Consider the following 24,701-nt stretch of genomic DNA (forward strand, 5'->3'; position numbering starts at 1 on the left):
AGACCGTCGCTGAGTCATCGGCCCGGACCCGGCGCTGCTCCGGCCCCCATGGATACGAGGACCACACCCGTGCGTTTCATCGCCCTCATCATCGCCGTTCCCATCGCGCTGGCCGCGGTGCTGTTCGCCATTTCCAACCGTGGCCTGGTCACGCTGTCGCTCTGGCCGCTGCCCTTCACGCTGGAGGTTCCGGTCTACCTCGCCACGCTGGTGGCGCTGGTGATCGGCTTCCTGGCCGGCGGCGTCGTCGCCTGGAACGCCCAGCGCCGCTACCGCCGCCGTGCCCGCCGCTCCTCGGACCGCGTCTCCTACCTGGAGCGCGAGCTGAAGGAGACGCAGGCCCGCGCCGCCGCCGCCGAGAAGCGTCTGGCGGAGATGAACCGCCCGCTGTCCGGCACCGCCGGCCTGCCCGCGGTGACCGGGTCCGGTGCCGCCCTGCCGGCGACCACGGTCCACTGACCGCCCGCCGGTAACCCCTTCGGCCTCCCGTCCGGCCGGGGGGCGGGAGGGGGGTTCCGCCTTGCCGGACCTGTGGAGGGAGCCGCCGATGCGCACCGTCACCGGAGCCGAGCTGAAGTCCGTCCTGCATTTCCGCATGCTGATCGAGCGCATGCGGCAGACCTTCCGCGCCGGGGTCGAGGTGCCGATGCGCCACCACCACACGGTGGAGACCTACGGCCAGAGCGACGGCACGCTGCTGCTGATGCCGGCATGGCAGGTCAACCAGTCCATCGGCGTGAAGGTGGTCACCGTCTTCCCCGACAACGGGGCGAAGGACCTGCCGGCGGTGCAGGGCCTCTACCTGCTGATGGACGGCAAGACGGGGATGCCCCAGGCGGTTCTGGACGGCACCGCCCTGACCAAGCGGCGCACCGCAGCGGCCTCCGCGCTCGCCGCCTCCTACCTCGCGCGGCCCGACTCGGAACGGTTGCTGATGGTCGGCACCGGGGCGCTGGCGCCCGAGCTGATCGAGGCCTTCGCCACCGTCCTGCCGATCAAGCATGTGCTGGTCTGGGGCCGCAGCCTGGAGAAGGCGAAGAAAGTGGCCAGCCGCTTCCACCGCCCGAAATTCCGCATCGAGGCCACGGCCGACCTGGAAGGAGCGGTGCGCGGCGCCCAGGTGATCTCCTGCGCCACGCTGGCGAAGGAGCCGCTGATCCGCGGCGAGTGGCTTCAGCCGGGCGCCCATCTCGACCTCGTCGGCGGCTTCACCCCGGAGATGCGCGAGGCGGACGACGACTGCATCCGCCGCTCCCGCGTCTTCGTGGACACCCGCGAGGGCGCCTGCACGGAAGCAGGGGACATCGTGCAGCCGATGAAGGCCGGCATCCTGACCGACGCCGACATCGCCGGCGATCTGTATGACCTGACCCGCGGCCAGCGCGCCGGGCGCCGCTTCTACGACCAGATCACCCTGTTCAAGTCGGTCGGCACCGCGCTGGAGGACCTCTGCGCCGCCCAGCTGGCGGTGGAGATGGTAATCCACAACGACACGATCCGCTGAGGCGTTTTTCCATCATGACTCTCCGCATCTCCGTCGTCGGCGCCGGCATCATGGGGCTGTGCACGGCCTGGGCGCTGGCCCGCGCCGGGCACGAGGTCGCGGTCTTCGACCAGGGCCAGGTGCCCAACCCCTTCGGCAGCTCCGTGGACCAGCACCGGCTGTTCCGCCACGCCTACGGCGCCAGCGCCGGCTACGCCCGCATGGCCGACACCGCCTTCCAGGCATGGGAACGGTTGTGGAGCGAACTGGGCGAACGGCTGCTCGTCCCCAGCGGCACGCTCTGCACCGCCTCGGCGGAGGACGGGCGGCGCTGGCTGGCCGACAGCGTCGATGTGCTGGAGTCGCTGGGCCATCCCGTCCGCCGCCTGACTCCGGCGCAGATCGCCGCGGAGTTCCCGCTGGTCGACGCCAACGCGGTGGCGGAGGGGCTGCATCTGGAGTCGGGCGGCGTGCTGCTCGCCGGGCGCATCGTCGAACTGCTCAGCCACCATCTGAACGCGCTGGGGGTGACGGTTCACGCGCGTGCCCCCGTGACGGTGATCGACGCCGAGCGCGCCACCGTGACGCTCGCCGACCGCCGGACCATCGGCGCCGATGCGCTGGTGGTCGCCGCCGGGGCCTGGGTGACCAAGCTGCTGCCGGAGGCCGCCGCCCGCCTGACCCCGTCGCGGCAGGTCGTGGCCTATCTGATGCCGCCGGAGGGGCTGCGCGGCGTCTGGGCCAAGGCGCCGATGCTGATCGACGCGGACGGGGAAAGCGGGGTCTACGTCGTGCCCCCGGTGGCCGGCACGACGATGAAGGCGGGCGACCACCGCTTCTCGCGCGTCGGCGACCCGGACACCGAGCGCGATCCCGATCCGGACGAGGCGCGCGACGTGCTGGACCGCGCCCGCCGGGTGCTGGCGGACGGCCACCGCTACAGCCTCGCCAACGCGGCGACCTGCTTCTACACGGTGACCGACGACGAGCGCTTCGTGGTCGAGCCGCTGTCCGCCCGCTGCTGGCTGATGAGCGCCTGCTCCGGCCACGGCTTCAAGTTCGCCCCGGCGCTGGGCGAGGCGCTGGCCGCCACCATCGGCGATCCGGCGCGGGCAGCCGGGCTATCCCTCTGGGCCGCTGGGCGCTGACCGGACGCACGGAACGGCGCCGTGTTCCCCCTGTTGGAAATGGGCAACCAAGGCAAACCGCCCCAATCCACACAGACAGGGAGTAAGCCCCATGGCCGATGAACCGCGGAAAGTGGGTGTCTATGACACGGACGGGAACCGGACGGCGCCGGCTGGCTCGACCGGGATGAACTGGTGGGTCATCGCGCTCGTCGTGCTGGTGATCCTCGTCGCCCTGTTCATCTTCCTCTGAGCGCCGAGGCGGCGGCCATGCCACAGGAACGGGCACCGCCGGAGCGGACCGTCTCCGAGGAAGCCGTCCCTCTTTACGAGGAAACCCTGTCTGTCGGAAAGCGCACGGTCGAAACCGGCCGCTTGCGGATCACCACGGTCGTCCGCGAGCGTGAGGAAACCGTGGAACAGGATCTCTCCAGCGAGGCGGTGGAGGTCCTTCGCGTTCCGGTGGGGCGCCCGGTCGATGCCGCGCCGGAGCCGCGGTACGAGGGCGACGTGCTGATCGTTCCGATCCTCGAAGAAGAACTGGTCGTGACGAAACGGCTGGTCCTCAAAGAAGAACTGCACATCCGCAAACAGACGACCCGGCACACCGAGCGCGTCACCGAAACGTTGCGCTCCGAAGACGCCGTCGTCACCAGGGACGACGCCGCGCGCGCCGACGCGCAGCGGTCCGAAACATTGCCTTCACAGGAGTAGGCTGATGAACAGGAAAACCATCGTCGCGCTGTATGACGATCTGTCCAGTGCCGAACGCGTGCTTGGCGAGTTGCAGGCCCGGAACCTGCGCCAGGACTTCACCATGATGGGCGCCGACAGCGCCAATCTGGGAACCGCCACCGAGGGCCGGCTGGAAAGCTGGCGCCACGCCGCCGATTTCGGGCAGGACTTGAGCTTCGACGCTCGCGACAAGCGCCTGTCGATGCTGACCCGCATGGGAGTGACGCGGGACGACGCGGAGATTTTCGCGGAGGGCATACGCCGCGGCGGCGTTCTTCTGGTCGGCCGCGTCGAGGACGCGCAATGCGACGAGGCCTTGGCCATCGTCGAGCAGCATGGCCCGGTGGACATCGCCGACCGCGGCCGGAGTTACCGGGAGTCCGGCTGGACCGGTTACGACGCCTCCGCCACGGATTACGACCACACCCAGGCCACCGAGGAGCGCACGCGCTACAGCCCTGGCCTGGGCGCCGCCGCGGCGTCCCTGCGTGACGTCAACACCGAAGGCACGGTGGGGCGGGTCGAAACCGACACGGACCGCAACACCGAAACCACCCGCCATGCCGGTGCGGTTGGATCGGGCGAGGAGCAGCGCATTCCCGTGGTCGAGGAACGGCTGAACGTCGGCAAGCGGGAGGTGGAACGCGGGTCCGTCCGCGTCCGCAGCTACATGACCGAGACACCGGTGGAGGAACAGGTCCGCCTGCGCGATGAAAAGGTGACGGTCGAACGCCGCCCGGTGGATCGCCCCATCAGCGACCTGCCTCCCGAAGCCTTCCAGGAGCGCACCATCGAAGTGAGCGAGACGGACGAGGAAGCGGTGGTCGAAAAGACCGCGCGGGTCCGGGAGGAGGTGGTGATCCGCAAGGAGGCCGAGGAGCGCGCGCAGACGGTGTCCGACACGGTCCGCCGGACCGAGGTGGAGATCGACGACGCCCGCGGCGCCGGCGCCGACCGTCCGGCCGATCTTCCTTCGGACCGCGACCGTATGCCCGGCGACCGTCCGGTGGATCGTGGACTTGACCGCGACCCGGACCGGAAGATCTGACCTCAAGCGGCCCACGACCCTCCCGTGGGGTGCCTGCGGGAGGGATAAGGCGTCTTCGTGCCCCGGAAGTCTGGTGATTGCCGCCGGCCCTTGTTAGGCTGCGCGCCATCACCACCTTCCAGGGTCCGGAGAGCCGTTTTTCCATGAGCACGCCCAGCATCGCGCCCGCCTCGCGCATCTTCTGCGCCGTCGACACGACCGACCTCGACACCGCCCGCGACCTCGGCCGGCGGATCGCGGGGGTGGTCGGCGGGATCAAGCTGGGGCTGGAGTTCTTTATCGCCCATGGCCCGGCGGGCATCCGCGCGGTGATCGGTGAAGACGGCCCGCCGCTGTTCCTCGACCTCAAGCTGCACGACATCCCCAACACGGTGGCGGGCGGCATCCGGGCGGCGCTGCCGCTGAAGCCGGCCTTCCTGACCATCCACACCTCCGGCGGCCCGGCGATGATGCGCGCGGCGGCGGAGGCCGCGGCGAGCGCCGGCGCCGGCCGTCCGAAGATCCTCGCCGTCACCGTGCTGACCAGCATGGACGCCGCCGATCTCCAGGCCGTCGGGCAGAGCGTCCCGGTGGCCGATCAGGTGAAGCGGCTGGCGCTGCTCGCCAAGGAGTCGGGGGTGGACGGCGTCGTCTGCTCCCCCGCCGAGGTGGCGCTGATCCGCGAGGCCTGCGGCCCGGACTTCATCCTGATGGTGCCGGGCATCCGCCCCGCCTGGGCCGCCGCCAACGACCAGAAGCGCGTCATGACCCCAGCCGAGGCGCTGGCCGCCGGGGCGGACCATCTGGTCATCGGGCGCCCGATCACCGGCGACGCCGATCCGGAAGCCGCCGCCCGCCGCATCGTTTCGGAACTGTAAGGACCTGTTCCCATGCCCGTCAGCGTGAAGATCTGCGGCCTCACCGAGCCCCTGTCGTTGCACGCCGCGGTCGCCGGCGGAGCGCGCTACGTCGGCTTCGTCTTCTACCCGCCGAGCCCGCGCTCCATCGCACCATCCATGGCGGCGGAGCTGGCGCGGCTGGTCCCCACCGGCGTGCGCACGGTCGGGCTGTTCGTCGATCCGGAAAACGACTTCCTGGAGCATGTGGTCAGCCAGGTCCCCTTCGACCTGATCCAGCTCCACGGCAAGGAAACGCCGCGCCGCATCGCCGAGGTGAAGGCGGCCTTCAACATTCCGGTGATGAAGGCGATCAAGGTCGGCGGGCCGGAGGATCTGGCCGCCGCGCTGGAGGCCGCCGAGGTCGCCGACCGTCTGCTGTTCGACGCCAAGCCGCCGGCCAAGGTGTCGGCCCTGCCGGGCGGCAACGGCATCGCCTTCGACTGGACGTTGCTCGCCGGGCGGAGCTGGCCGAAGCCCTGGATGCTGTCCGGCGGGCTGAAGCCGGAGAACGCCGCGGAAGCGGTGCGGACCACCGGCGCCACGGCGCTCGACGTGTCGTCGGGGGTGGAGGACCGTCCCGGCCACAAGGACCCGGAACTGATCCGCCGCTTCCTGGACAGCGTGGCCGGGTTGTGACATGTCGTCGCGGCGAGGTATTTGAATAAAATTCGATGTTGCCGCGGGGCTTTCCCTTTTGGCGCATGGGCACAACTTAATCGCACGACCGGGTTGCGGACCCGGGGTATGACTTCGTGCGATACTGTTGGCATCCGCCGGCCGCGACCGATGGATGTGTCCGAAGGGAAGCCGTGCAAGCCCGATGACCAACTCGTCCGACACACGCTCGCCATCCGACAGCCTCGGCCTCGTCCTCGACGAGCATTTGCGATGGATCGGGCAGTGGCACCGCGCCGTCTTCTTCCGCGGCGGGCAGGGGGGTGAGCGGGTGTCGGCCCCGGTCTCCTTCGCGGCGTGGTGCGTGGCGGTCAACGCCGACGATCTGGCCCACCAGCCCGCTGTGGAGAAGCTGGTCACCCTGCATGAGCAGATGCACCGCAAGGCCAAGCTGCTTCTTCTGAAGGCGGCGGGCGGCGAGAGCCCGAGCGAGGCCGACTATGAGGGGGTGATCGCCCGCTTCGAGGAGTTCGTCCTGCATCTGCGCCGGGTCGAAAGGGCCTTCGGCGCGGCGGCGAGCGGCTTGGACCCGCTGACCGGCCTGCGCACCCGCCGCGGCATGCAGGAGGCGTTGGAGCGCGAGCACAACCGCTTCCGCCGGAACGGCCCGGCCTTCTGCATCGCCATCTGTGACATCGACCGCTTCAAGGGCATCAACGACACCTTCGGCCACGACATCGGCGACCGCGTCCTGGCCGCCGCCGCCGCCGCCATCAGCCGGGGCATCCGCAGCTTCGACGAGGCCTTCCGCATGGGCGGGGAGGAGTTCCTGATCTGCCTGAAGGAAACCGGCCTCGCCGAGGGATTCCGGGTCATCGAGCGGCTGCGCGGCGAACTGGCGCGGACCCCGGTGACGCTGCCGGACGGGCGGCGGATCGCGGTCACCGCCTCCTTCGGGCTGGTCGAGGCCGGAGAGGATCTGCCGGTGGAGGAGATGGTGGTCTGCGCCGACCGCGCCCTCTATCAGGCGAAGAACAGCGGGCGCAACCGCGTGGTCCGCTATGGGGTCGACCAGCCGGAGGTTGCGGCGGGGCGATCGGCGCTTCCCAACCGCCGCTGATTTTCGTCTCCCGAGCGGTGCATCCGGCGGGATCGCTTAAGGGCGGCTTGGCCGAAGCGGGTCCGCCGGGTTAGGATCGGGGTCTAGACAGGCCGCGGCACGAGATCCATGCGCACCCACACCGAATTTCCCAATCTGTTCATCCTCGACCACCCGCTGATCCAGCACAAGCTGACGCTGATGCGGGCCAAGGAACGCTCCACCGGCGGTTTCCGCACCCTGCTGCGCGAGATTTCGCTGCTGATGGGCTATGAGATCACCCGCGACCTGCCCCTGACGACCGAGCGGATCGACACGCCGCTCCAGCCCATGGACGCTCCGGTCATCGCCGGCAAGAAGCTGGCCATCGTGCCGGTGCTGCGCGCCGGCCTCGGCATGGCCCAGGGCCTGCACGAGCTGGTGCCGTCGGCGCGCGAGGGGCACATCGGCCTCTACCGCGACCACGACACCAAAATGCCGCACGAGTATCTGGTGAAGCTGCCGGAGGCGGAGGGCCGCCTGTTCATCGTGGTGGACCCGATGCTGGCGACCGGCAATTCCGCGGTCCACGCCTGCGACGTGCTCAACCGCCACGGCGTGGACGACGAGAACATCCGCTTCATGGCGCTGGTTGCGGCGCCCGAGGGCATGCGCGTCTTCGCCGCCGCCCACCCGCGGGTGAAGGTCTTCACCGCCTCGCTCGACAGCCATCTGGACGAGAACGCCTACATCGTCCCCGGCCTGGGCGACGCGGGCGACCGCATGTTCGGCACCAAGTAACCACAAACGGCGGCCGCATCCCTGTCATACCCTCACGGGAATGGGATGCGGCATGTTGTCATTGCGAGTTATTCGCACAGTGTGAGACCATAGGGCTCCCGTTCGACACATCCCTATGGGCGCAACCGGCCTTGACGACGGACACCTTTCAAACCCCCGGCCCGACGCCGGGCGGCCCGGTTCAGGCCGCCGGCTTCCATTCCTCCCTGTGGCAACGCATCGGTTTCAGCGGTTGGACGCTGGCGACGCTGCTGATCGCGGCGCTGGTCACCCTGCCGGTGCTGGCGGTGATCAGCCGCGTCTTCGTGCCGACGGACGGTGTTTGGCAGCATCTGGTCGACACGGTGCTGGCGGAGTATCTGCTGAACACCGTGCGCCTTGTCTTCGGGGTGGGGGTGGGCACGCTGGTGATCGGGGTGGGCACCGCCTGGCTGGTCACCATGTGCCGGTTCCCCGGCAGCCGTACGCTGGAATGGGCGCTGCTGCTGCCGATGGCGGTGCCGGCCTATGTCATGGCGTACGTCTACACCGACCTGCTCCAGTTCGTCGGCCCGGTGCAGACCGCGCTGCGCGAGGTGTTCCACTGGTCGCGGCGGGATTACTGGTTTCCAGACATCCGTACGCTCGAAGGCGCCGCGCTGATGATGACGCTGGTGCTGTACCCGTACGTCTATCTGCTGTCGCGCGCCGCCTTCCTGGAGCAGTCCGTCTGCGTGCTGGAGGTCAGCCGTACGCTCGGCCGCGGTCCGTGGCGCAGCTTCTTCACGGTGGCGCTGCCGCTGGCCCGCCCCAGCATCGTCGCCGGCTTGGCGCTGGTGCTGATGGAGGTGCTGGCCGATTTCGGAACGGTGCAGTATTTCGCCGTGAACACCTTCGTCACCGGCATCTACCGGACATGGTTCGCCATGGGGCAGCCGGTGGCGGCGGCGCAGTTGGCCGCCGTGCTGATGATGTTCGTTCTGGTGCTGGTGCTGATGGAGCGCTGGTCGCGCCGTCAGGCCCGCTACCACCACACCACCACCCGCTACCGCCGCCTGCCCAAGCACGCGCTGACGGGCTGGCGCGCCGCCGCCGCCATGACGGCCTGCGGGCTGCCGCTGCTGCTTGGCTTCCTGCTGCCCGCCGGGCTGTTGGTCCGCATGGCCGTCACCGCCGGGGACCAGGCCTTCGGGCCGGTGTTCCTGACGCTGGCCCGCAACAGCTTCACGCTGGCGGCGCTGGCCGCGGTGCTGGCGGTGTCGCTGGCGCTGGTCCTGGCCTACGGGCAGCGGCTGCGCCCGACGCCGCTGCTGAAGGGCGCGGTGCGCGTCGCCGCCATGGGCTACGCCATTCCCGGATCGGTGATCGCGGTCGGCGTGCTGATCCCCTTCGCCCATCTCGACAACGCCGTCGACGCCTTCATGCGCCAGACCTTCGGCGTGTCCACGGGCCTGTTGCTGAGCGGCACCATCGCGGCGGTGCTGTTCGCCTATCTGGTGCGCTTCCTGGCGGTGTCCTTCAACACGATCGAGGCCAGCCTGGGCAAGATCCGCCCGACGATGGACTTCGCCTCGCGCGTGCTCGGCCACACGGCGGGGCGGACGCTGATCCGGGTGCACGCGCCGATCATGTGGGGCAGCCTGCTGACCGCCGGCTTGCTGGTCTTCGTCGACGTGATGAAGGAGCTGCCGGCGACGATGATCGTGCGGCCCTTCAACTTCGACACGCTGGCCGTGCGCGTCTACACGCTGGCCTCCGACGAGCGGCTGACCGAGGCCGCCACCGGGGCGCTGGCCATCGTCGCGGTGGGCATCGTGCCGGTGATCCTGCTCAGCCTGTCGATCAGCCGCTCCCGCCCCGGCCAGACGGACGAGTGAGGCTGTTGTCCCCGCCGCAACAGTGTTGAGCGGCGGTGGGGCTTTATCCGGCGCTCCTGAAAGAATACCTCTGTCTCAGCGATGTTGCCTGAGGAGAGCGTCCGATGACCGCCGAAACCGTCCGCCCCGTCCTGACCGCCGTCGAAGGCATGGAAGCGTCCGACGGGGCCGGCGTGCGCATGACCCGCATGGTCGGCACGCCGCGCCTGCGCATGCTCGATCCCTTCCTGATGCTGGATTACTTCGGGTCCGACACGCCGCAGGACTATCTGGCGGGCTTCCCCGACCACCCCCACCGCGGTTTCGAGACGGTCACCTACATGCTGGCCGGCCGCATGCGCCACTGGGACAACCACGGCCATGAGGGCGTGATCGAGACCGGCGGCGTGCAGTGGATGACCGCGGGGCGCGGCGTGATCCATTCCGAGATGCCGGAGCAGACCGAAGGGTTGATGAAAGGCTTCCAGCTCTGGATCAACCTGCCGGGGCGGCTGAAGATGTCGGAGCCCGCCTACCAGGAGTTCGCCGCCGACCGCATCCCGGTCGAGACGCGGGAGGACGGGACCACGGTCACGGTGATCGCCGGCACCACCGGCAACGGCACCGTCGGCCCGGTGCGCAGCGGCCCGACGGAGGCCCGCTACTTCGACGTCAGCCTGCCGGCCGGCGTAGCCTTCTCCGAGCCGGTGCCCGCCGGCCACGCGGCGGCGCTGGTGGTCTTCGAAGGATCGGTGGTGGCGCCCGGCAGCTCCGTCCGGCTGGGCGGCCCGCGGGTGCTGGTGCTGGGCGAGGGCGACCGGGCGGAGATCACCGCCGGCCCGTCCGGCGCGCGCTTCCTGCTGCTCTCCGGCCGGCCGCTCGGCGAGCCGGTGGCCTGGGGTGGCCCCTTCGTCATGAACAGCCGCGAGGAGGTGATGCAGGCCTACCGCGACTACGAAGAGGGCAAGTTCTAAATCCACAAACAAAAAGGGCGCGTCTCCACCGCTGGGACGCGCCCCTTCGCTACGCCGGACGGTGGCTTACTTCCAGCCGGCGCGATCCATGATCTTCAGAGCCTCGGCGTTGTTCTTGCCGTAGACGGCGGCGTTCAGCGGGTCTTCCTTGAACTTGCCCCAGGTGACCAGCACCGGCGCGGTCTCGGCCCCGGCGACGATCGGGTACTCGTAGTTCTTTTCCGTGAACATCTTCTGGGCCTCGGGGCTGACCAGATACTCCAGGAACTGGACGGCCTGCTCCTTGTTCGGCGCGTTCTTCATGACGCCGGCGCCGGAGACGTTCACATGGGTGCCGCGACCGTCCTGGTTGGGGAAGATCACGCCCAGCTTGTCCGCGATGGCCTTGTCTTCCGGCTTGGCGGAGGAGGCGATGCGGGCGAAGTAGTAGGTGTTGGTCACGGCCACGTCGCCTTCGTTGGCGGCCACGCCCTTGATCTGGTCGGTGTCGCCGCCCTGCGGCTTGCGCGCCATGTTGGCGACGACGCCCTTGGCCCACTCCTCGGTCGCCTTCTCGCCATGGGCGGCGAGCAGCGAGCCGACGAGCGACTGGTTGTAGACGCTGGTCGAGGAGCGGACAAGGACGCGGTCCTTCCACTTCGGATCGGCCAGCTCCTCGTAGGTCTTGATCTCGTCCGGCTTCACCGAGGCCTTGTTGTAGACCAGGATGCGGGCGCGCTTGGAAATGCCGAACCAGTGGCCTTCCGGCTCGCGCAGGTGGGCCGGGATGGCCTCCTCCATGACCTTGGAGCGGGTCGGCTGGAGCAGGCCGGCCTCCTGGGCGCGCCACAGGCGGCCGGCGTCGACGGTGATGAACACGTCGGCGGGGCTGTTGCCGCCTTCGGTCTTCATCCGCTCGATCAGCTCCTCTTCCTTGCCCTCGATGACGTTGATCTTGATGCCGGTCTTCTTGGTGAAGGCGTCGTAGAGGTCCTTGTCCACATCGTAATGGCGCGCGGAGTAGATGTTCACCTCGGCGGCGCTGGCGAGACCCGTCATGGTCAGCAGCGTGGCGGCGAAGGTGGCGGCGAAGACGCCGCGCGATCCGATGTGCATCCTCAGTGACTCCCGAATTCTTGTCGGTTCACGCCCGCAATTGCGAAGCGTTCTCATGCGCCGACTTGACCATTCGGGGGGCGGGGTGTCAAGCGTGAACGATAACCGTTCTCAATATTCGAAAAGGATGCGGAGCGGAACGATCATCCGGGACTAAGACGCCAACCAAAGGTGTAAAGGCTTGTTCGTCTTTGGGGTATGCCTATAATCCGTTCGCGATACCCGCCGTCGGGCGGGAGTTCGAGCGGCCGAACGGGACGACAGATGGGGAGCGTCAGGATGCGTTGGACAGGTCTCTTCGCTTTTGGTGCGGCGCTGCTGTCCGCGCTAGCCGCCACGCCGGCCTCCGCCGTCGATTTCTCCAAATCCGCCGCCGAGTACGGCCCGGAAGGCGCCTGGACCAGCCGCTGCGAGATCGACCGCATGACCGACACCAAGGTCTGCCGGCTGATGAACTACCGGCTGTTCGACGACGGCAAGGAGGTCGGCTTCGTGGCGCTGAGCGTCATCCCGACCGGCAACGACTACCACCTGTTCCTGACGACCAGCCAGGGCATGATCGACAACTGCGCCATCCGCGTCGACCGCCAGCCGCGCATCGAGACGCAGATCGCCACGCTCAACATGTGCATGTTCCCGAACTTCGTGTCGGGCCGTGTGGTCGACCAGTTCCGCAACGGCTCCACGGTGCTGGTCCGGGTGAACTTCCTGCGCGCCGGCAAGCGCGACATCGATTTCCCGCTGAACGGCTTCTCGCGCAACTTCGAAGAGATGCAGCGCAGCCTGCAGTGACCGGACGAACCGGACGGCATCAACAAAAACGGCGCGGAGTGATCCGCGCCGTTGTCGTTTGTGCTGTTGTCGTGTCCGGTCCTGTCTTCGGCCTCAGCGCCAGCCGCTGCGGCCCCGGCGGTCGTCCTCGTCGAACAGCTCGGCCAGCTTGTTCATCATGGTGCCGCCCAACTGCTCGGCGTCCACGATGGTGACGGCGCGGCGGTAGTAGCGGGTCACGTCGTGGCCGATGCCGATGGCCACCAGTTCCACCGGCGAGCGGGTCTCGATGTACTCGATCACCTGCCGCAGATGCCGCTCCAGATAGTTGCCGGCGTTGACCGACAGGGTCGAGTCGTCCACCGGCGCGCCGTCGGAGATCACCATCAGGATGCGCCGCTGCTCGGGCCGTCCGATCAGACGGTTGTGCGCCCACATCAGCGCCTCGCCGTCGATGTTCTCCTTCAGGATGCCTTCGCGCAGCATCAGGCCGAGATTCTTGCGGGCGCGGCGCCAGGGCTGGTCGGCGTCCTTGTAGATGATGTGGCGCAGATCGTTCAGACGGCCGGGGTTGGCGGGCTTGCCCGAAGAGATCCAGTGCTCGCGCGCCTGCCCGCCCTTCCAGGCGCGGGTGGTGAAGCCCAGCACCTCCACCTTCACCGCGCAGCGCTCCAGCGTGCGGGCCAGGATGTCGGCGCTCATCGCGGCGATGGAGATCGGACGCCCGCGCATGGAGCCGGAATTGTCGATCAGCAGCGACACCACCGTGTCGCGGAAGTCCATCTCCTTCTCCTTCTTGAAGGAGAGGGGAAGGACCGGGTTCACGACGATGCGGGCGAGACGGGCGGCGTCGAGGATGCCGTCGTCGAGGTCGAACTCCCACGACCGCTGCTGCTTGGCCAGGAGGCGGCGCTGCAGGCGGTTGGCCAGCTTCGAGATCACCCCCTGGAGATGGACGAGCTGCTGGTCCAGCATGTGGCGCAGCCGGGCCAGTTCCTCCGGGTCGCACAGCTCAGCGGCGTCGACCACCTCGTCGAACTGGGTGGTGAAGGGCTTGTAGGCGTTGGGGTCGGGCTCGTTGCGGCGGCTGGCCTCCGGGCGCCAGGGCTGGCCGGGGCCGGCGGGCTCCTCCGCCCCCTCGCCCTGGCCCATCTCGGTGTCGCCCTCCTCGCCGGTGCCCTCGTCGGCCTGCTCGCCCTGGTCGGACTCCTGCGTCTCCTGCGAGGTCATCGATTCGGCCTGGCTCTGGGTGTCGTCCTCACCCTGGGTCTGGCCCTTGTTCGGCTCGTTCTCGTTCTCGCCGGAGTCGCGCTCGTCCTCCTCCGGCTCCTGCGGCTCGTCGGGGTCGTTGCCGACCTCCATGTCCAGCTCGGTCAGCAGCTTGCGCACGGCGCGGGCGTAGGCGTCCTGGTCGGCCATGTGGCCGGCGAGCCCGTGCAGGTCCTTGCCCAGCCGCTCCTCGATCCAGCCGCGCCACAGGCTGACCGCGTGCTCGGCGGCGGGGGGCGGGGCGGCGCCGGTCATCGCCTCGCGGGCGATCAGGCGCAGCACCTCGGGGAGGGGAACCTGCTCGCGCTCCTCCAGCCGCTCGAAGCCCTGCTTGTGGTAGCGCTCGTCCAGCGCCGCCTCCAGGTTAGCGGCCACGCCGGGCATGTGGCTGGCGCCCAGCGCCTCGCATCGGGCCTGCTCCAGCGCGTCGTAGGCGGCGCGGGCGCTGTCGCCCAGCGGCATGCGCTGGAGATGGACGGCGTTGTCGTGGAAGCGCAGCCGCAGCGACACGGCGTCCGCCGCGCCGCGCAGCGTCGCGACGTCGTGGGGGTTGAGGTCGCGCGCCGGGGTGGGGATGCGCACGCGCAGGCCGGCGACGCCGGGCGGCTCGGTGGAGAAGCCCACCTGCACGTCGGCCCGGCGGGAGAGGGCCCGCACCGCGGCGGCGGTGGAGCGCTTGAAGGCCTCGACGGGGTTTTCACGGTCGGTCATGGCGGGCTGTCAGCTCAAAATCTGGAATTCCGGCAGCCGGGCTGCCTTGCGGTCGAACGTCAGCGTGGTGGCGCAGCCGGCGTTCCGGTTGCGGAGGCCGAGCAAAGCGTCGGAAAAGTCGAAGCCTTGCCGGTGCAGGGCCGAGGCGGCCCGCGCGGCGGTTTCGCTTTCCACCCGGATGTCCGCGTTGTCGAGGATGAGGTCCAGGATGCGCGCGATGGTCTCACGGTCCCGGCGCATGACGCCTTCCAGGACCCAGACGAACTCGCGCAGGACGATGTCGCCGACGAAGCAAACCTCACCATCGGCGACCAGGGCGCGAACGGCGGTCCGCGCCTTGGCGGCTTGGTCCGGATCGTCCTCCACCACCAGCCGAAGCAGGACGTTGGTGTCCAATCCGATCACGACGTCCGGTCCTGTGGTCCGGCGTGCCGTTCCGCCATGCGCCGGCGGATCGCGTCGTCCATTTCTTCCTGGGACAGGGCTCGCGTGAACGTGCCCCCGCTGCCGATGAGATCGTCCAGACTGTGGGGGCGGGGTCTGACCAGGACGGTGCGGTCGTCGCGCAGGATCAGCTCGACGTGGTCGCCGGGCTTCACGCCCAGCCGCTCGCGCAGATCCTGCGGCAATGCCAATTCCCTGTTCGGTCCGACCTCGATGTACCCCATTGCCGGCCTTTCCCTCGGCTCCGCCCCCCGTCACACCAGGTTGGCCTGGACCCCCGTCTCCGGCAGCTCGGTGCCGAAGCAGCGCTGGTAGTATTCGGCGACGGTCGGCCGCTCCACCTCGTCGCACTTGTTCAGGAAGGTGATCCGGAACGCGAAGGCGATGTCGTTGAAGATGTTGGCGTTCTGCGCCCAGGTGATGACCGTGCGCGGGCTCATCACGGTGGAGATGTCGCCGTTGATGAAGCCGGCGCGGGTCAGGTCGGCCAGACGCACCATCGACGCCACGGTCTTGCGGCCGGCCTCGCTGTCGTATTCCGGCACCTTGGAGGCGACGATCTTCACCTCGGCGTCCACCGGCAGGTAGTTCAGCGTCGCCACGATGTTCCAGCGGTCCATCTGGCCCTGGTTGATCTGCTGCGTGCCGTGGTAGAGACCGGTGGTGTCGCCCAGGCCGACGGTGTTCGCCGTGGCGAACAGGCGGAAGGCCGGGTGCGGGCGGATGACGCGGTTCTGGTCGAGCAGGGTCAGCTTGCCTTCCACCTCCAGCACGCGCTGGATCACGAACATCACGTCGGGACGGCCCGCGTCATACTCGTCGAAGACCAGCGCGCAGGCGTGCTGCAGCGCCCAGGGCAGGATGCCTTCGCGGTATTCCGTCACCTGGACGCCGTCGCGCAGGACGATGGCGTCCTTGCCCATCAGGTCGATGCGGCTGATGTGGCTGTCCAGGTTGATGCGGATGCAGGGCCAGTTCAGGCGCGCGGCCACCTGTTCGATGTGGGTGGACTTGCCGGTCCCGTGATAGCCCTGGACCATGACGCGGCGGTTGTAGGCGAAGCCAGCCAGGATCGCGAGCGTCGTGTCGCGGTCGAAGCGGTAGGCTTCGTCGATGTCCGGCACATGCTCCGTGCGCTGGCTGAAGGCCGGCACCTGCATGTCGCTGTCGATGCCGAACACTTGACGCACCGACAGGGTGATGTCGGGAACGTGATCGAACAGGGCCGAGCTGGCCTGGGTGGCTCCTTGAGAAGGCATGGGAGGTTCTTATCGTTCCAACGTGTCTGTTGTCGGGGCCGCCCGGCCAATCTGGTCCGGCCAACCGTCGGGGTTACGCACCATAGCAGGCTTTCAGCGTGTTGTAGGCCTGATTGATCTCCTTCAACTTTTCTTCGGCCGCCTTGTCTCCGCCGTTGGCGTCGGGATGGTGGATTTTCACCAGCTCGCGGTAGCGCGCCTTGATGCGCGGGAAATCCACCGGCGGGGCGAGGTCGAGGACGACCAGCGCCTCCTCCTCCGCGCTGCGGGCGGCCTGGCGGCGCTGCTTGCTCTCCTCGGACTGGTCCTTGCCGGCCTCGCGCCCGAACTCGAAGCTGAAGCCGTGCATCGCGCGGTCGCGCAGGAACTTCTCCTGCACCCCCCAGAAACCGAGCGGCCAGCTCGGCCTCTGCCAGGTGGTGTCGCGGCGGACCTCGGCCTCGATCTGCTCGGGCTTCATGCCGGCGTAATAGTCCCAGGCGCGGTTGTATTCGCGCACATGGTCCAGGCAGAACCAGTAATAGTCGTTGAGCTGCCGGCGGCTCTTCGGCGCCCGGTACGCGCCCTCGCCGGCACAGCCCGGATGATCGCAGGCGCGCACGGCGGTGCGCGGCTGGTCATAACGGCTGAAGTCGTAGCGGGTGCGTGGCTTGCTCATGTGCGAAGTATGGGAAGAGGCATCCTTTCTGGCAAGCGCACGCAAGGGGGCGGTGCCGAACTGCGGAAAATGGCCGGTCTGCGGCATTGGCGGCTTGACGGGAGCGGTGCCGCGCCGTCACCTCAATCCCAAACCCGACCCAGCCCAAACCGAGCGAGGACTCCCATGGAATACGCCACCCGCATGCGCCGGAAGCTGACCGACGCGCTGGCCCCCGAACGGCTCGACATCCAGGACGATTCCGGCCGCCATGCCGGCCATGGCGGCGCCCACCCGGAGGGCGAGACGCATTTCCACATCACCATCGTCTCCGCCGCCTTCGCCGGAAAGTCGCGCGTGGAGCGCCAGCGGCTGGTCTATGGCCTGCTGGCCCAAGAAATGGCGGAGCGTGTTCACGCCCTCGGCCTGACCACGCTGACCCCCGAAGAGGCTCGTTGACAGCAACGCCGACAAGAACGCCCAGCCGCCGCCCGTGCAGCAAGGGAAAAGCGCCACCTGCAAATGCATACATACGCATGCAACTACTAGAGGTTCTTTTCCATCTTCAAACATAATTGGAGTGCTGCCACGGTTGCAATTCTCGCTGTATTTAGTAGAGTGCAGCGCATGCAACCAATCAATGCGCCGTGGGCGATGCACTTTTCGCGCGTCGTCCGGCGGGTTCGTGGAGAGGGCGGCGTATGGCGAAGCGCGGGCCGAAGAAGCGGTTAACAGTCAATCCCAACGCGTGTGTGGAACCGCTGAAGAGCATGAACATCATGATTGCCGGGCGCCGCACGAGCATGCGTCTGGAGCCGACCATGTGGGACGCTCTGGAGGACATCGCCCGCCGCGAAGGCCTGACGGTCAACGGCCTCTGCACTCTGATCAAGGACCGGCTGGACGAGCAGATCCGGCGGCGAGGCCCGAGCGGGGACAATGCGGAGGTCACCCTGACCTCGGCGGTGCGCGTCTTCATCGCGGCCTATTTCCGCCGGGCCTGCACCGAGGACGGCCACGTCAAGGCGGGGCATGGCGGGGGCGATCCCTTCGTCGGCACGCCCTTCGACCTGCCGCCGCTGGACGAGATGGACCATCCGGAGAGCGGGGCCGTAACCACGGCGCCCGCCCTGCCGCTGGCGACGAAGCCGGTCGCGCCCAGCGAGAATTTGCGGTCCGCGTTGGACGCGTGACGGCTTGACCGTTCCGATTCGGGAAAAGAAAAGAGGCACGCCCATGGGGCGTGCCCTTTGCGATTGTCCTGAATGTTGCGTCCGGTGCGGGCGGAGACCGGTCGGCCCGGACCGATGCCCCCGCTGATTTCCCGGCCGAGTGGACCGCTGCCGTATCAGTCCGCGGCGTCGCGAGGACGGTCGCCGGTGTAGTGGTCCGGCCAGTTCTTCCGGACAACCTCGCCGTTGCTGTCGAAGATGTGACAGGTGTTGAGCAGCACCGGGCGCTTGGTGCGCAGCATGTCTTCCTTGCTGCCCGCCTCGCCGCCGCTGGACGCCCGGGCTTTCTCGGCCTGCTCGCGCGCCAGGATGGGGTAGATGGTCTGGAAGGCGGTGGTGGCCATCGGCCCCAGAAGCTCCACCAAATGCGTGCAGCCCTGGATGCCGCCCAGCCGCTCCTTCACCGAGCGGGTCCAGCCCGGCCCGATCTTCAGCCCGACCAGCCGCTGGAAATTGGGAGTGACGGAGCCGCAGGTGCGGTAGGGGCTCTTCTCCGTCACCGCCTCGACCGCGTGAACGGTCAGGTCGTTGTCCACCGTCAGGCGAATCCACATCCCGTGCACCGGGTCGCCGGGCAGGATCTGGCCGCGCTGCTCGGTGTGGAAGGCGTAGCTCTTCACATCGGTCAGATGGCCCTCGACGTCCCACAACCCGTCGGTCCGCCGATACCCCCGGCAAGTGACTTCCCGGGTGTGGATCGGTTCGCGTGCGGCGGGTTCGGACAGCGGCATGGGACTCTCTGACGTTCGGCCTAGTTCGGACGGCCTGATTGTTGGGGCGTACCCGGGAATATCGGTGGGGCCAGCGTTCAGGTCAAGCCGGCTTCGCCGCATTGCAGCATTACGCGCCCCGGTGTTACGGGGGAGCGCTGGCGGAGTAGTTCGACCCGAAGATGAAGGCTTCGCGATCGCGGATCTCGTCCTCCAGATGGGCGCGGACCACGGCGAACAGGTCGCGGATGGAAACGATTCCCATCACCGTGCCGTCCGACTCGCCGTCCGCGGTGACCGGCAGGTGGCGGTAGTGGTGGCGCTCCATCAGCTCCAGCGCTTCATAGGCGTGGGCGTCCGGCCCCAGCGTGTCGGGGGAGGCGGTCATGACCTCGGCGAGCCGGGTGGCCGCCGGGTCACGGCCCACCGCGACGACACGGGCCGCGAGGTCGCGCTCGGTGAAGATGCCCTTGAGGGACCGGCCCCCCTTCGGCCGGTCCTGCGTGACCAGAAGGGCGGCGACGCGGCGCTCCGCCATCAGAAGGGCGGCGTCCTGGACGCTGGCCTCCGGCGGCAGGCAAACCAACTGCTGGTCCTTGATGACATCGGGGATGAGCTTGCGGTTCGGCATGTCCATTCTCCCTTTTTGGGGCGGCTTTCCATCGCATCTTGGACGCGAATCGGAACTGTCGTGAACTCTGACAGTTTGCTGCCCCAACGGTCAAGGGATTATGGTGCACCGCATTAGCGTGCGACGGCATCCTCCAGTAGCGCCCGGACCACCGCCGGATCGACGTCGCGCTGGGTGAAGGCGTCGCCCAGCGCGCGCACCAGAACGAAGGTGATGCGCCCGTCCTTGACCTTCTTGTCCTTGGCCATGGACAGGATCAGCCCGTCGACGTCCCACTCCACGCCGGGCACGTCGGTGGGGCGGACCGGCAGGCCGACGCGGGTCAGATGGGCGCGCGCCTTCTCCGCGTCCGCCGCCGGGCACAGCCCCAGCCGCACCGACAGGTCGAAGGCCAGAACCATGCCGATCGACACCGCCTCGCCGTGCAGCAGGCGGGAGCCGAAGCCGGTCGCCGCCTCCAGCGCGTGGCCGAAGGTGTGACCGAGATTCAGCAGGGCGCGGTCGCCGCTCTCCCGCTCGTCCACCCCGACGATGGCGGCCTTGGCCCGGCAGCTTTCCGTGACGGCGTGGCGGCGGGCGTCGCTGTCGCCGGCGACCACCCGCTCGCCGTTCTCCTCCAGCCAGGCGAAGAATCCGGGCAGGCGGATCAGCCCGTACTTCACCACCTCGGCGTAGCCGGCCAGCACCTCGCGCCGCGGCAGGGTGTCCAGCGTGGCGGTGTCGGCGATGACCAGACGCGGCTGGTGGAAGGCGCCGATCAGGTTCTTGCCGTGCGGGCTGTTGATGCCGGTCTTGCCGCCGACGGAGCTGTCCACCTGGCTCAGCAGCGTGGTCGGCACCTGGATGAAGTCGATGCCGCGCAGCGCCGAGGCGGCGGCGAAGCCGGTGATGTCGCCGATCACCCCGCCGCCGAGCGCCAGCAGGACCGCCGACCGCTCGATGCCGCGCGCCAGGACGGCGTCCATCAGCCGTTCGAAATGGGCGATGTCCTTGGTCTTCTCTCCCGCCGGCAGGACGATGGCCTGGGTCGGCTCGATGCCGGCCTCGCGCAGCGTGCGCTCCAGCGTCGGGAGATGCCGCGGGGCGACGTTCTCGTCGGTGACGACGATGGGCGCCTTGCCCTTGGTGATCGCGGCGATGCGTGGCCCGGCGCCGCCGAGCACCCGGTCGCCGACCAGGATGTCGTAGCTGCGCGGGCCGAGGTCGAGGCGGACGGTGTCTGTGACGGTTTCGGTCATGGCGGGATCAGGGCTTGTCGTGGTGGTGCGCCGGATGGCGCTGATGATGGTGGTGGTGCGAGGCGTGGGGCAGGGTGATGCCGAAATGCGCCTCCAGCGCCTCGATCACCTGCTCGACGGTCGCCTCCGGCGGGCGCTCGTCGCTGATCACCGTCAGCTCGGCCTCGGCATAGACCGGGTAGCGGGCGGTCATCAGCCGGCTCAGGATCTCCTTGGGATCGCCGGCGTTCAGCAGCGGGCGGTGGGTGCGCCGTGCCGTGCGGGCGAGCAGCACGTCCAGCTCGGCGCGCAGCCAGATCGACACCCCGTGGGCGCGGATGGCCGCCCGCGTCTCCGGGTCCATGAAGGCGCCGCCGCCGGTCGCCAGGATGTGCACCGGCTGCTCGGTCAGCAGCCGGGTGATGATCCGCCGCTCCACCGAGCGGAACACCGCCTCGCCGTCGCGGGCGAAGATTTCCGCGATGGAGCAGCCCGCGGCCGTTTCGATCTCCGTGTCGGCGTCGACGAAGGGCAGGTGCAGCCTTGCGGCCAGCCGCCGTCCGATCGCGCTCTTCCCGGCGCCCATCAGGCCGACCAGCACCACCGTCCTCGGAAGGGTCTTGGACGGGTCCGGCGGCTGTCCCTGCGGTGATGGGCGGGCGGTCATGGTGCTGTGGACTTTCCTGATGCGGTTCCGGCCTGATGCGGTTCCGGAGGGCGGGTGTTCGATTCGGTCGCAGGGGCCTCCGCATGTTGCGCAGCGGCGCCCCCGTGGCTAAAGTGGTACGTCCTGCGTGCATCGGCCATCGGGCCAGCGGTGCGGACGGTGTGCGATGATTAGCATGAAAGCGCACCCTTGTCCCAAGCCGCACGGACGCAGACCGTGATACAGCGCCGCCGTTCCTTCCACAGAAACACGACTCCGATCGCCATGAGCCGGGTTATTTCCGTTCTTTTCGTCCTGTTCCTCTTCGTCATCGGGGGTGGCATGGCCTTCCTTGCCTCCTGGGACATGCCGGCACCGTCCAAGACGGTGGAAAAGGTCATTCCGGATGAGCGGTTCCCCCGCTGACGCCGGGGACGCCGCCGGGCGCCGCCGCCGGTTCGCCGCTCCGCCACGGGGCGGAAGAACCGGGGCCGGCGCCGTTTCCATGTTTGCCGCCGCTTCACTGGTGTTGGCTCTGTCCGGTGCCCTGATGGGAGCGGCGACGCCGGCGCTTGCCCAGGCCGTGCCCTCCGGGCCGCCGATCCGCCTGTTTCCGCCGCCGGAAACGATGGCCGTGCCCGATGTTGGGGCCGGTGCCGGACGGGTCCTGGACGATCCGCTGGCCTCGCCGGGACCGTCCGCCGCGCCGCTGCCCTTGATTCCATCCGACCGCGCGCCGTCCTTCGACGTGGTGCCCACCGTGGCGCCGCCCTCGGCCATCGCGGTGGAGACGCTGGGGCCGCTGGACCCGGACGGCGCCGGACCTCTGTCGGGAGCCGCCGGGCTGGGCGGCGACCCCTGGCGCGGCATTCCGCGCGCCGAGGTGCTGGCCCTGCTGCCGGAACTGCCCACCCTCACCCCGTCGCCCGCCGTGAAGGAGCTGCAGCGCCGCCTGCTGCTCAGCCGCGGCTCGCCCGCCGCTGCTCCGGGCGAGCCCGAGCCGGCGCGCCGCTTCGGCGCGCTGCGGGTGGAAAAGCTGGCGGCCATGGGCGACCCGCGCGGCGGCGCCGACCTCGCCGCGCTGCTGCCCGAGGCGATGGCGGCCGACGAGGCCGCCGCGCGCGCCCTGACCGATGCGGAACTGCTCGCCGGCCCGCTGGACTGCGCCGCCGCGACGGAGCGCGCCCGTCCCTTCTCCAGCCCCTATTGGCAGCGGGTGGAGCTGTTCTGCCGCCTGCGCGCCGGGCGGATCGGCGGGGGGATGCCGACGGAGACCGGGGCCGCCCCGGCGGGCGACGACCTCGCCTTCGACATGCTGCGCGAGCAGCCGGGCGGCGACCCCGATTTCCTGCGGGTGGCCGAGGCGATGGCCGGCGGCCCGGCGCCGCGGCTGCGCAGCCTGAAGGACCCCAGCCCGCTGACCCTGGCCGCCTTGCGGGCGCTCCAGGCCGGGCTGCCGCCGGACGTGCTGTCCCTGACCGACCCGGCCCGTCTGGCCGCGGTGGCGTCCAACAATGGCACCGATCCGGCGACCCGCGTGACCGCGGCGGAGCGCGCCGCCGTCGCCCTGTTTCTCGATTCCCGGCGGCTGGCGGAGGCGTACCGCGCCGCGCCGGCCAAGGGTGACGAGCTTCTGCGGCTGAAGGACGCCGCGGCGCGCGACCGCACGGCCCGCACCCGCGCGCTGGTGCAGCAGGCCATGCTCGCCGCCATGGGCGGCGGGCGGCGGGTGGAACTGGCCGGGCTGGCGCTGGAGCTTCTCGACCCGCCGATGCTGGCCGGGCCGGTGGGGGCGGTGGTGGCCGACATGCTCGACACCCTCTCGCCGACTCCGGACGCCGCCGCCCTGGCCCCCGCCGCGGCGCGGCTCTGCTTCGCGCTGGATCGGGCCGACACGGGCAAGCGCTGGTACGATCTCGCCCTGCGCAGCCGCCCCACGGCGGAGGTGGCGCGGCTGTGGCCGCTCGCCGTCATCGCGCTCGGTCCGCCGCCGGGCGGCGGGGCGCTGGGCCTCGCCGGCTGGCTGGACGAATCGCTGCGCGGCGCTGATCCGGAGGCCCGCGCCCGCGTCGCCGGGCAGTTGGCCCTGCTCCAGGCGATGGGCCTCGCCGTGCCGGAGGAGGCGTGGCGCCGGACCGCCGACCCCGAGGAGTCGGCGCCCACGCCTGCGGATGCCGCCCGTCCTCCCACCGCCGACCCCGCCCTGTGGCAACGCTTGGCCGAGGCCTCCGCCGACCGGCGCGTCGGCGAGACGGCGCTGGCCGCCCTGCTTTTGCTCGGCAACGCCGGGCCGGCGGGCGCGCCGCCCGCGGTGGTGGCGCGGGTGGTCGGGGCCTTGCGCGCCGTGGGTCTGGACAACGACGCCCGCGCCATCGCCCGTGAAGCCGCCGCGGCCCTGGCCGGATGAGTCCCATGCCCAAAACACCCCTGCCGAAAGCCCAACCGAAGCGGCGCGGGCGCCCCTGCAAGCCGCGCCCGATCGCGGCCTCGCCCCATGTCGACGCCTTTCTGGACATGCTGACGGCGGAGCGCGGCGCCGCGCTGAACACCCGCATGGCCTACGAGCGCGACCTCGCCGACCTCGCCCTCTGGCTGGCCCAGCGCGGGCAGCCGCTGGAGAAGGCGGTGACGGAGGATCTGCGCGCCTACCTCGCCTTCCAGTATGTCGAGGGCGGGCAGAAGCCGGCGCCGCGCACGCTGGCCCGCCGCCTGTCGGCGATGCGCCAGTTCTACCGCTTCCTGGTCTCGGAAGGCCGGCGGGCCGACGACCCGGCTTCGGCGCTCGACAGCCCCAAGCAGGGCCGCCCGCTGCCCAAGATCCTGACGGTGGAGGAGGTTACCCGCATGATCGACTCCGCCCAGACCCGCGGCGGGCCGGAGGGCCTGCGGCTGGTCGCGCTGCTGGAGGTGCTCTACGCCACCGGGCTGCGCGTGTCGGAGCTGGTCGGCCTGCCGATGGCGGCCATCCTGCGCGACGGGCGCGGGCTGATCGTGCGCGGCAAGGGCGGGAAGGAGCGCATGGTGCCGCTGTCCGAACCGGCCTCCGCTGCTCTGGGCGCCTATCTGCCCTGGCGGAGCCACTTCATCCTGGCCGGGCGGGAGAACGGGCCGATCGCCTTCCTTTTCCCGTCGCGCAGCTCCACCAACGGGCATCTGACGCGCCAGCGATTCGCCCAGCTTCTGAAGGAACTGGCCATCGAGTCGAACATCGACCCGGAGAAGGTGAGCCCCCACGTGCTGCGCCACGCCTTCGCCACCCACCTGCTCGACCGCGGGGCGGACCTGCGCTCGGTCCAGAAGATGCTGGGCCACGCCGACATCGCCACCACCCAGATCTACACCCACGTGGTGTCGGAGCGGCTGAAACAGGTCGTGCACGAGCATCACCCGCTGGCTCGGCGAAAAACCATTCGTACGCAATAGTGTTGCGTATGTGTGGGTTTTTCCTTTCGCATTATGCCGATGCGGCTTTGGCCGCTCCTCCCGCTGTGGTATAGCCCTTGTT

At 69.5% G+C, this 24,701-nt stretch carries 28 protein-coding genes; 18 read left to right on the forward strand and 10 right to left on the reverse strand.

Annotated features, from left to right (window positions below):
• Positions 1 to 69 precede the first annotated feature (69 nt).
• The 12 genes from ACFPMG_RS12840 to ACFPMG_RS12895 all read left to right on the forward strand — a co-directional run bounded on the left by ACFPMG_RS12840 (position 70) and on the right by ACFPMG_RS12895 (position 10,574).
• The gene (locus tag ACFPMG_RS12840) at positions 70 to 459 is read left to right on the forward strand and encodes a lipopolysaccharide assembly protein LapA domain-containing protein (protein WP_035671079.1); all 390 of its coding nucleotides are present in this window, start codon (positions 70 to 72) and stop codon (positions 457 to 459) included.
• 88 nt (positions 460 to 547) lie between these two features.
• Complete coding sequence (gene lhpI / locus ACFPMG_RS12845) at positions 548 to 1,504, forward strand: bifunctional Delta(1)-pyrroline-2-carboxylate/Delta(1)-piperideine-2-carboxylate reductase (protein ID WP_035671081.1); 957 nt, start codon at positions 548 to 550, stop codon at positions 1,502 to 1,504.
• A gap of 14 nt (positions 1,505 to 1,518) precedes the next feature.
• Positions 1,519 to 2,631, forward strand: coding sequence for an NAD(P)/FAD-dependent oxidoreductase (locus ACFPMG_RS12850; RefSeq protein ID WP_376995513.1), 1,113 nt, complete (start codon positions 1,519 to 1,521; stop codon positions 2,629 to 2,631).
• Positions 2,632 to 2,722: 91 nt separating this feature from the next.
• Complete coding sequence (locus tag ACFPMG_RS12855; RefSeq protein WP_175426405.1) at positions 2,723 to 2,863, forward strand: hypothetical protein; 141 nt, start codon at positions 2,723 to 2,725, stop codon at positions 2,861 to 2,863.
• A 17-nt stretch (positions 2,864 to 2,880) separates the two neighbouring features.
• A complete protein-coding gene (locus tag ACFPMG_RS12860; RefSeq protein WP_376995514.1) occupies positions 2,881 to 3,324 on the forward strand; it encodes a YsnF/AvaK domain-containing protein in 444 nt (147 codons plus the stop codon).
• 4 nt (positions 3,325 to 3,328) lie between these two features.
• A complete protein-coding gene (locus ACFPMG_RS12865; protein ID WP_376995515.1) occupies positions 3,329 to 4,393 on the forward strand; it encodes a YsnF/AvaK domain-containing protein in 1,065 nt (354 codons plus the stop codon).
• A 143-nt stretch (positions 4,394 to 4,536) separates the two neighbouring features.
• Complete coding sequence (gene pyrF / locus ACFPMG_RS12870) at positions 4,537 to 5,250, forward strand: orotidine-5'-phosphate decarboxylase (protein ID WP_376995517.1); 714 nt, start codon at positions 4,537 to 4,539, stop codon at positions 5,248 to 5,250.
• Positions 5,251 to 5,262: 12 nt separating this feature from the next.
• Entirely contained in the window at positions 5,263 to 5,907 is a 645-nt protein-coding gene (locus ACFPMG_RS12875) for a phosphoribosylanthranilate isomerase (protein ID WP_109138558.1), read from the forward strand.
• 184 nt (positions 5,908 to 6,091) lie between these two features.
• Complete coding sequence (locus ACFPMG_RS12880; protein ID WP_376995518.1) at positions 6,092 to 7,006, forward strand: diguanylate cyclase; 915 nt, start codon at positions 6,092 to 6,094, stop codon at positions 7,004 to 7,006.
• 108 nt (positions 7,007 to 7,114) lie between these two features.
• Entirely contained in the window at positions 7,115 to 7,765 is a 651-nt protein-coding gene (gene upp / locus ACFPMG_RS12885) for a uracil phosphoribosyltransferase (protein WP_014239248.1), read from the forward strand.
• Positions 7,766 to 7,896: 131 nt separating this feature from the next.
• Entirely contained in the window at positions 7,897 to 9,621 is a 1,725-nt protein-coding gene (locus ACFPMG_RS12890) for an ABC transporter permease (RefSeq protein ID WP_376995519.1), read from the forward strand.
• A 104-nt stretch (positions 9,622 to 9,725) separates the two neighbouring features.
• Positions 9,726 to 10,574: a pirin family protein gene (locus ACFPMG_RS12895; RefSeq protein WP_376995520.1), complete on the forward strand. Its 849-nt coding sequence runs from the start codon at positions 9,726 to 9,728 to the stop codon at positions 10,572 to 10,574.
• A 66-nt stretch (positions 10,575 to 10,640) separates the two neighbouring features.
• Here the strand turns inward: ACFPMG_RS12895 and ACFPMG_RS12900 are convergent, their stop codons facing one another.
• Positions 10,641 to 11,669, reverse strand: a complete 1,029-nt coding sequence (locus tag ACFPMG_RS12900) for a Fe(3+) ABC transporter substrate-binding protein (RefSeq protein ID WP_376995521.1) — start codon at positions 11,667 to 11,669, stop codon at positions 10,641 to 10,643.
• Between the two features lie 279 nt (positions 11,670 to 11,948).
• Between ACFPMG_RS12900 and ACFPMG_RS12905 the strand changes: the two genes are divergently transcribed.
• Positions 11,949 to 12,461 (forward strand): invasion associated locus B family protein, encoded by a 513-nt coding sequence (locus ACFPMG_RS12905; protein WP_094301712.1) that lies wholly within the window; start codon positions 11,949 to 11,951, stop codon positions 12,459 to 12,461.
• 93 nt (positions 12,462 to 12,554) lie between these two features.
• Here the strand turns inward: ACFPMG_RS12905 and cobT are convergent, their stop codons facing one another.
• The 5 genes from cobT to ACFPMG_RS12930 all read right to left on the reverse strand — a co-directional run bounded on the left by cobT (position 12,555) and on the right by ACFPMG_RS12930 (position 16,781).
• Positions 12,555 to 14,420 carry a cobaltochelatase subunit CobT gene (cobT, locus tag ACFPMG_RS12910; RefSeq protein ID WP_376995522.1) on the reverse strand — a complete coding sequence of 622 codons (1,866 nt, stop codon included), beginning with the start codon at positions 14,418 to 14,420 and terminating at the stop codon, positions 12,555 to 12,557.
• A gap of 9 nt (positions 14,421 to 14,429) precedes the next feature.
• On the reverse strand, positions 14,430 to 14,825 hold the full coding sequence (locus ACFPMG_RS12915) for a type II toxin-antitoxin system VapC family toxin (protein ID WP_376995523.1): 396 nt from the start codon (positions 14,823 to 14,825) through the stop codon (positions 14,430 to 14,432).
• Complete coding sequence (locus ACFPMG_RS12920; RefSeq protein ID WP_376995524.1) at positions 14,822 to 15,088, reverse strand: AbrB/MazE/SpoVT family DNA-binding domain-containing protein; 267 nt, start codon at positions 15,086 to 15,088, stop codon at positions 14,822 to 14,824. Before ACFPMG_RS12920 ends, ACFPMG_RS12915 begins: the two co-directional genes overlap by 4 nt.
• Before the next feature lie 30 nt (positions 15,089 to 15,118).
• Entirely contained in the window at positions 15,119 to 16,123 is a 1,005-nt protein-coding gene (cobS, locus tag ACFPMG_RS12925) for a cobaltochelatase subunit CobS (RefSeq protein WP_014239256.1), read from the reverse strand.
• 73 nt (positions 16,124 to 16,196) lie between these two features.
• Entirely contained in the window at positions 16,197 to 16,781 is a 585-nt protein-coding gene (locus tag ACFPMG_RS12930) for a J domain-containing protein (protein WP_237904357.1), read from the reverse strand.
• Positions 16,782 to 16,946: 165 nt separating this feature from the next.
• Here ACFPMG_RS12930 and ACFPMG_RS12935 point away from each other — a divergent pair, with 165 nt between their 5' ends.
• Together ACFPMG_RS12935 and ACFPMG_RS12940 are read left to right on the forward strand one after the other, a co-directional pair.
• Complete coding sequence (locus ACFPMG_RS12935) at positions 16,947 to 17,219, forward strand: BolA family protein (protein WP_094301716.1); 273 nt, start codon at positions 16,947 to 16,949, stop codon at positions 17,217 to 17,219.
• A 311-nt stretch (positions 17,220 to 17,530) separates the two neighbouring features.
• Positions 17,531 to 17,953, forward strand: a complete 423-nt coding sequence (locus ACFPMG_RS12940) for a ribbon-helix-helix domain-containing protein (protein ID WP_376995525.1) — start codon at positions 17,531 to 17,533, stop codon at positions 17,951 to 17,953.
• 155 nt (positions 17,954 to 18,108) lie between these two features.
• Here the strand turns inward: ACFPMG_RS12940 and ACFPMG_RS12945 are convergent, their stop codons facing one another.
• The 4 genes from ACFPMG_RS12945 to ACFPMG_RS12960 all read right to left on the reverse strand — a co-directional run bounded on the left by ACFPMG_RS12945 (position 18,109) and on the right by ACFPMG_RS12960 (position 21,217).
• A complete protein-coding gene (locus ACFPMG_RS12945; protein ID WP_376995526.1) occupies positions 18,109 to 18,723 on the reverse strand; it encodes a DUF2889 domain-containing protein in 615 nt (204 codons plus the stop codon).
• Between the two features lie 124 nt (positions 18,724 to 18,847).
• The gene (locus ACFPMG_RS12950) at positions 18,848 to 19,333 is read right to left on the reverse strand and encodes a CBS domain-containing protein (protein ID WP_376995527.1); all 486 of its coding nucleotides are present in this window, start codon (positions 19,331 to 19,333) and stop codon (positions 18,848 to 18,850) included.
• A gap of 113 nt (positions 19,334 to 19,446) precedes the next feature.
• Complete coding sequence (gene aroB / locus ACFPMG_RS12955) at positions 19,447 to 20,571, reverse strand: 3-dehydroquinate synthase (RefSeq protein WP_376995528.1); 1,125 nt, start codon at positions 20,569 to 20,571, stop codon at positions 19,447 to 19,449.
• Between the two features lie 7 nt (positions 20,572 to 20,578).
• Positions 20,579 to 21,217, reverse strand: a complete 639-nt coding sequence (locus ACFPMG_RS12960) for a shikimate kinase (protein ID WP_376995529.1) — start codon at positions 21,215 to 21,217, stop codon at positions 20,579 to 20,581.
• 264 nt (positions 21,218 to 21,481) lie between these two features.
• Between ACFPMG_RS12960 and ACFPMG_RS12965 the strand changes: the two genes are divergently transcribed.
• From ACFPMG_RS12965 to xerD, 3 genes are all read left to right on the forward strand, one after another.
• Positions 21,482 to 21,622: a hypothetical protein gene (locus tag ACFPMG_RS12965; RefSeq protein WP_174452031.1), complete on the forward strand. Its 141-nt coding sequence runs from the start codon at positions 21,482 to 21,484 to the stop codon at positions 21,620 to 21,622.
• 79 nt (positions 21,623 to 21,701) lie between these two features.
• The gene (locus ACFPMG_RS12970; protein ID WP_376995530.1) at positions 21,702 to 23,603 is read left to right on the forward strand and encodes a hypothetical protein; all 1,902 of its coding nucleotides are present in this window, start codon (positions 21,702 to 21,704) and stop codon (positions 23,601 to 23,603) included.
• Positions 23,600 to 24,619, forward strand: coding sequence for a site-specific tyrosine recombinase XerD (xerD, locus tag ACFPMG_RS12975; RefSeq protein WP_376995532.1), 1,020 nt, complete (start codon positions 23,600 to 23,602; stop codon positions 24,617 to 24,619). The genes ACFPMG_RS12970 and xerD overlap by 4 nt, the downstream gene beginning before the upstream one ends.
• Positions 24,620 to 24,701 lie beyond the last annotated feature (82 nt).

The sequence above is a fragment of the Azospirillum himalayense genome, from assembly GCF_042657465.1.
Taxonomy (GTDB): Bacteria; Pseudomonadota; Alphaproteobacteria; order Azospirillales; family Azospirillaceae; genus Azospirillum; species Azospirillum himalayense.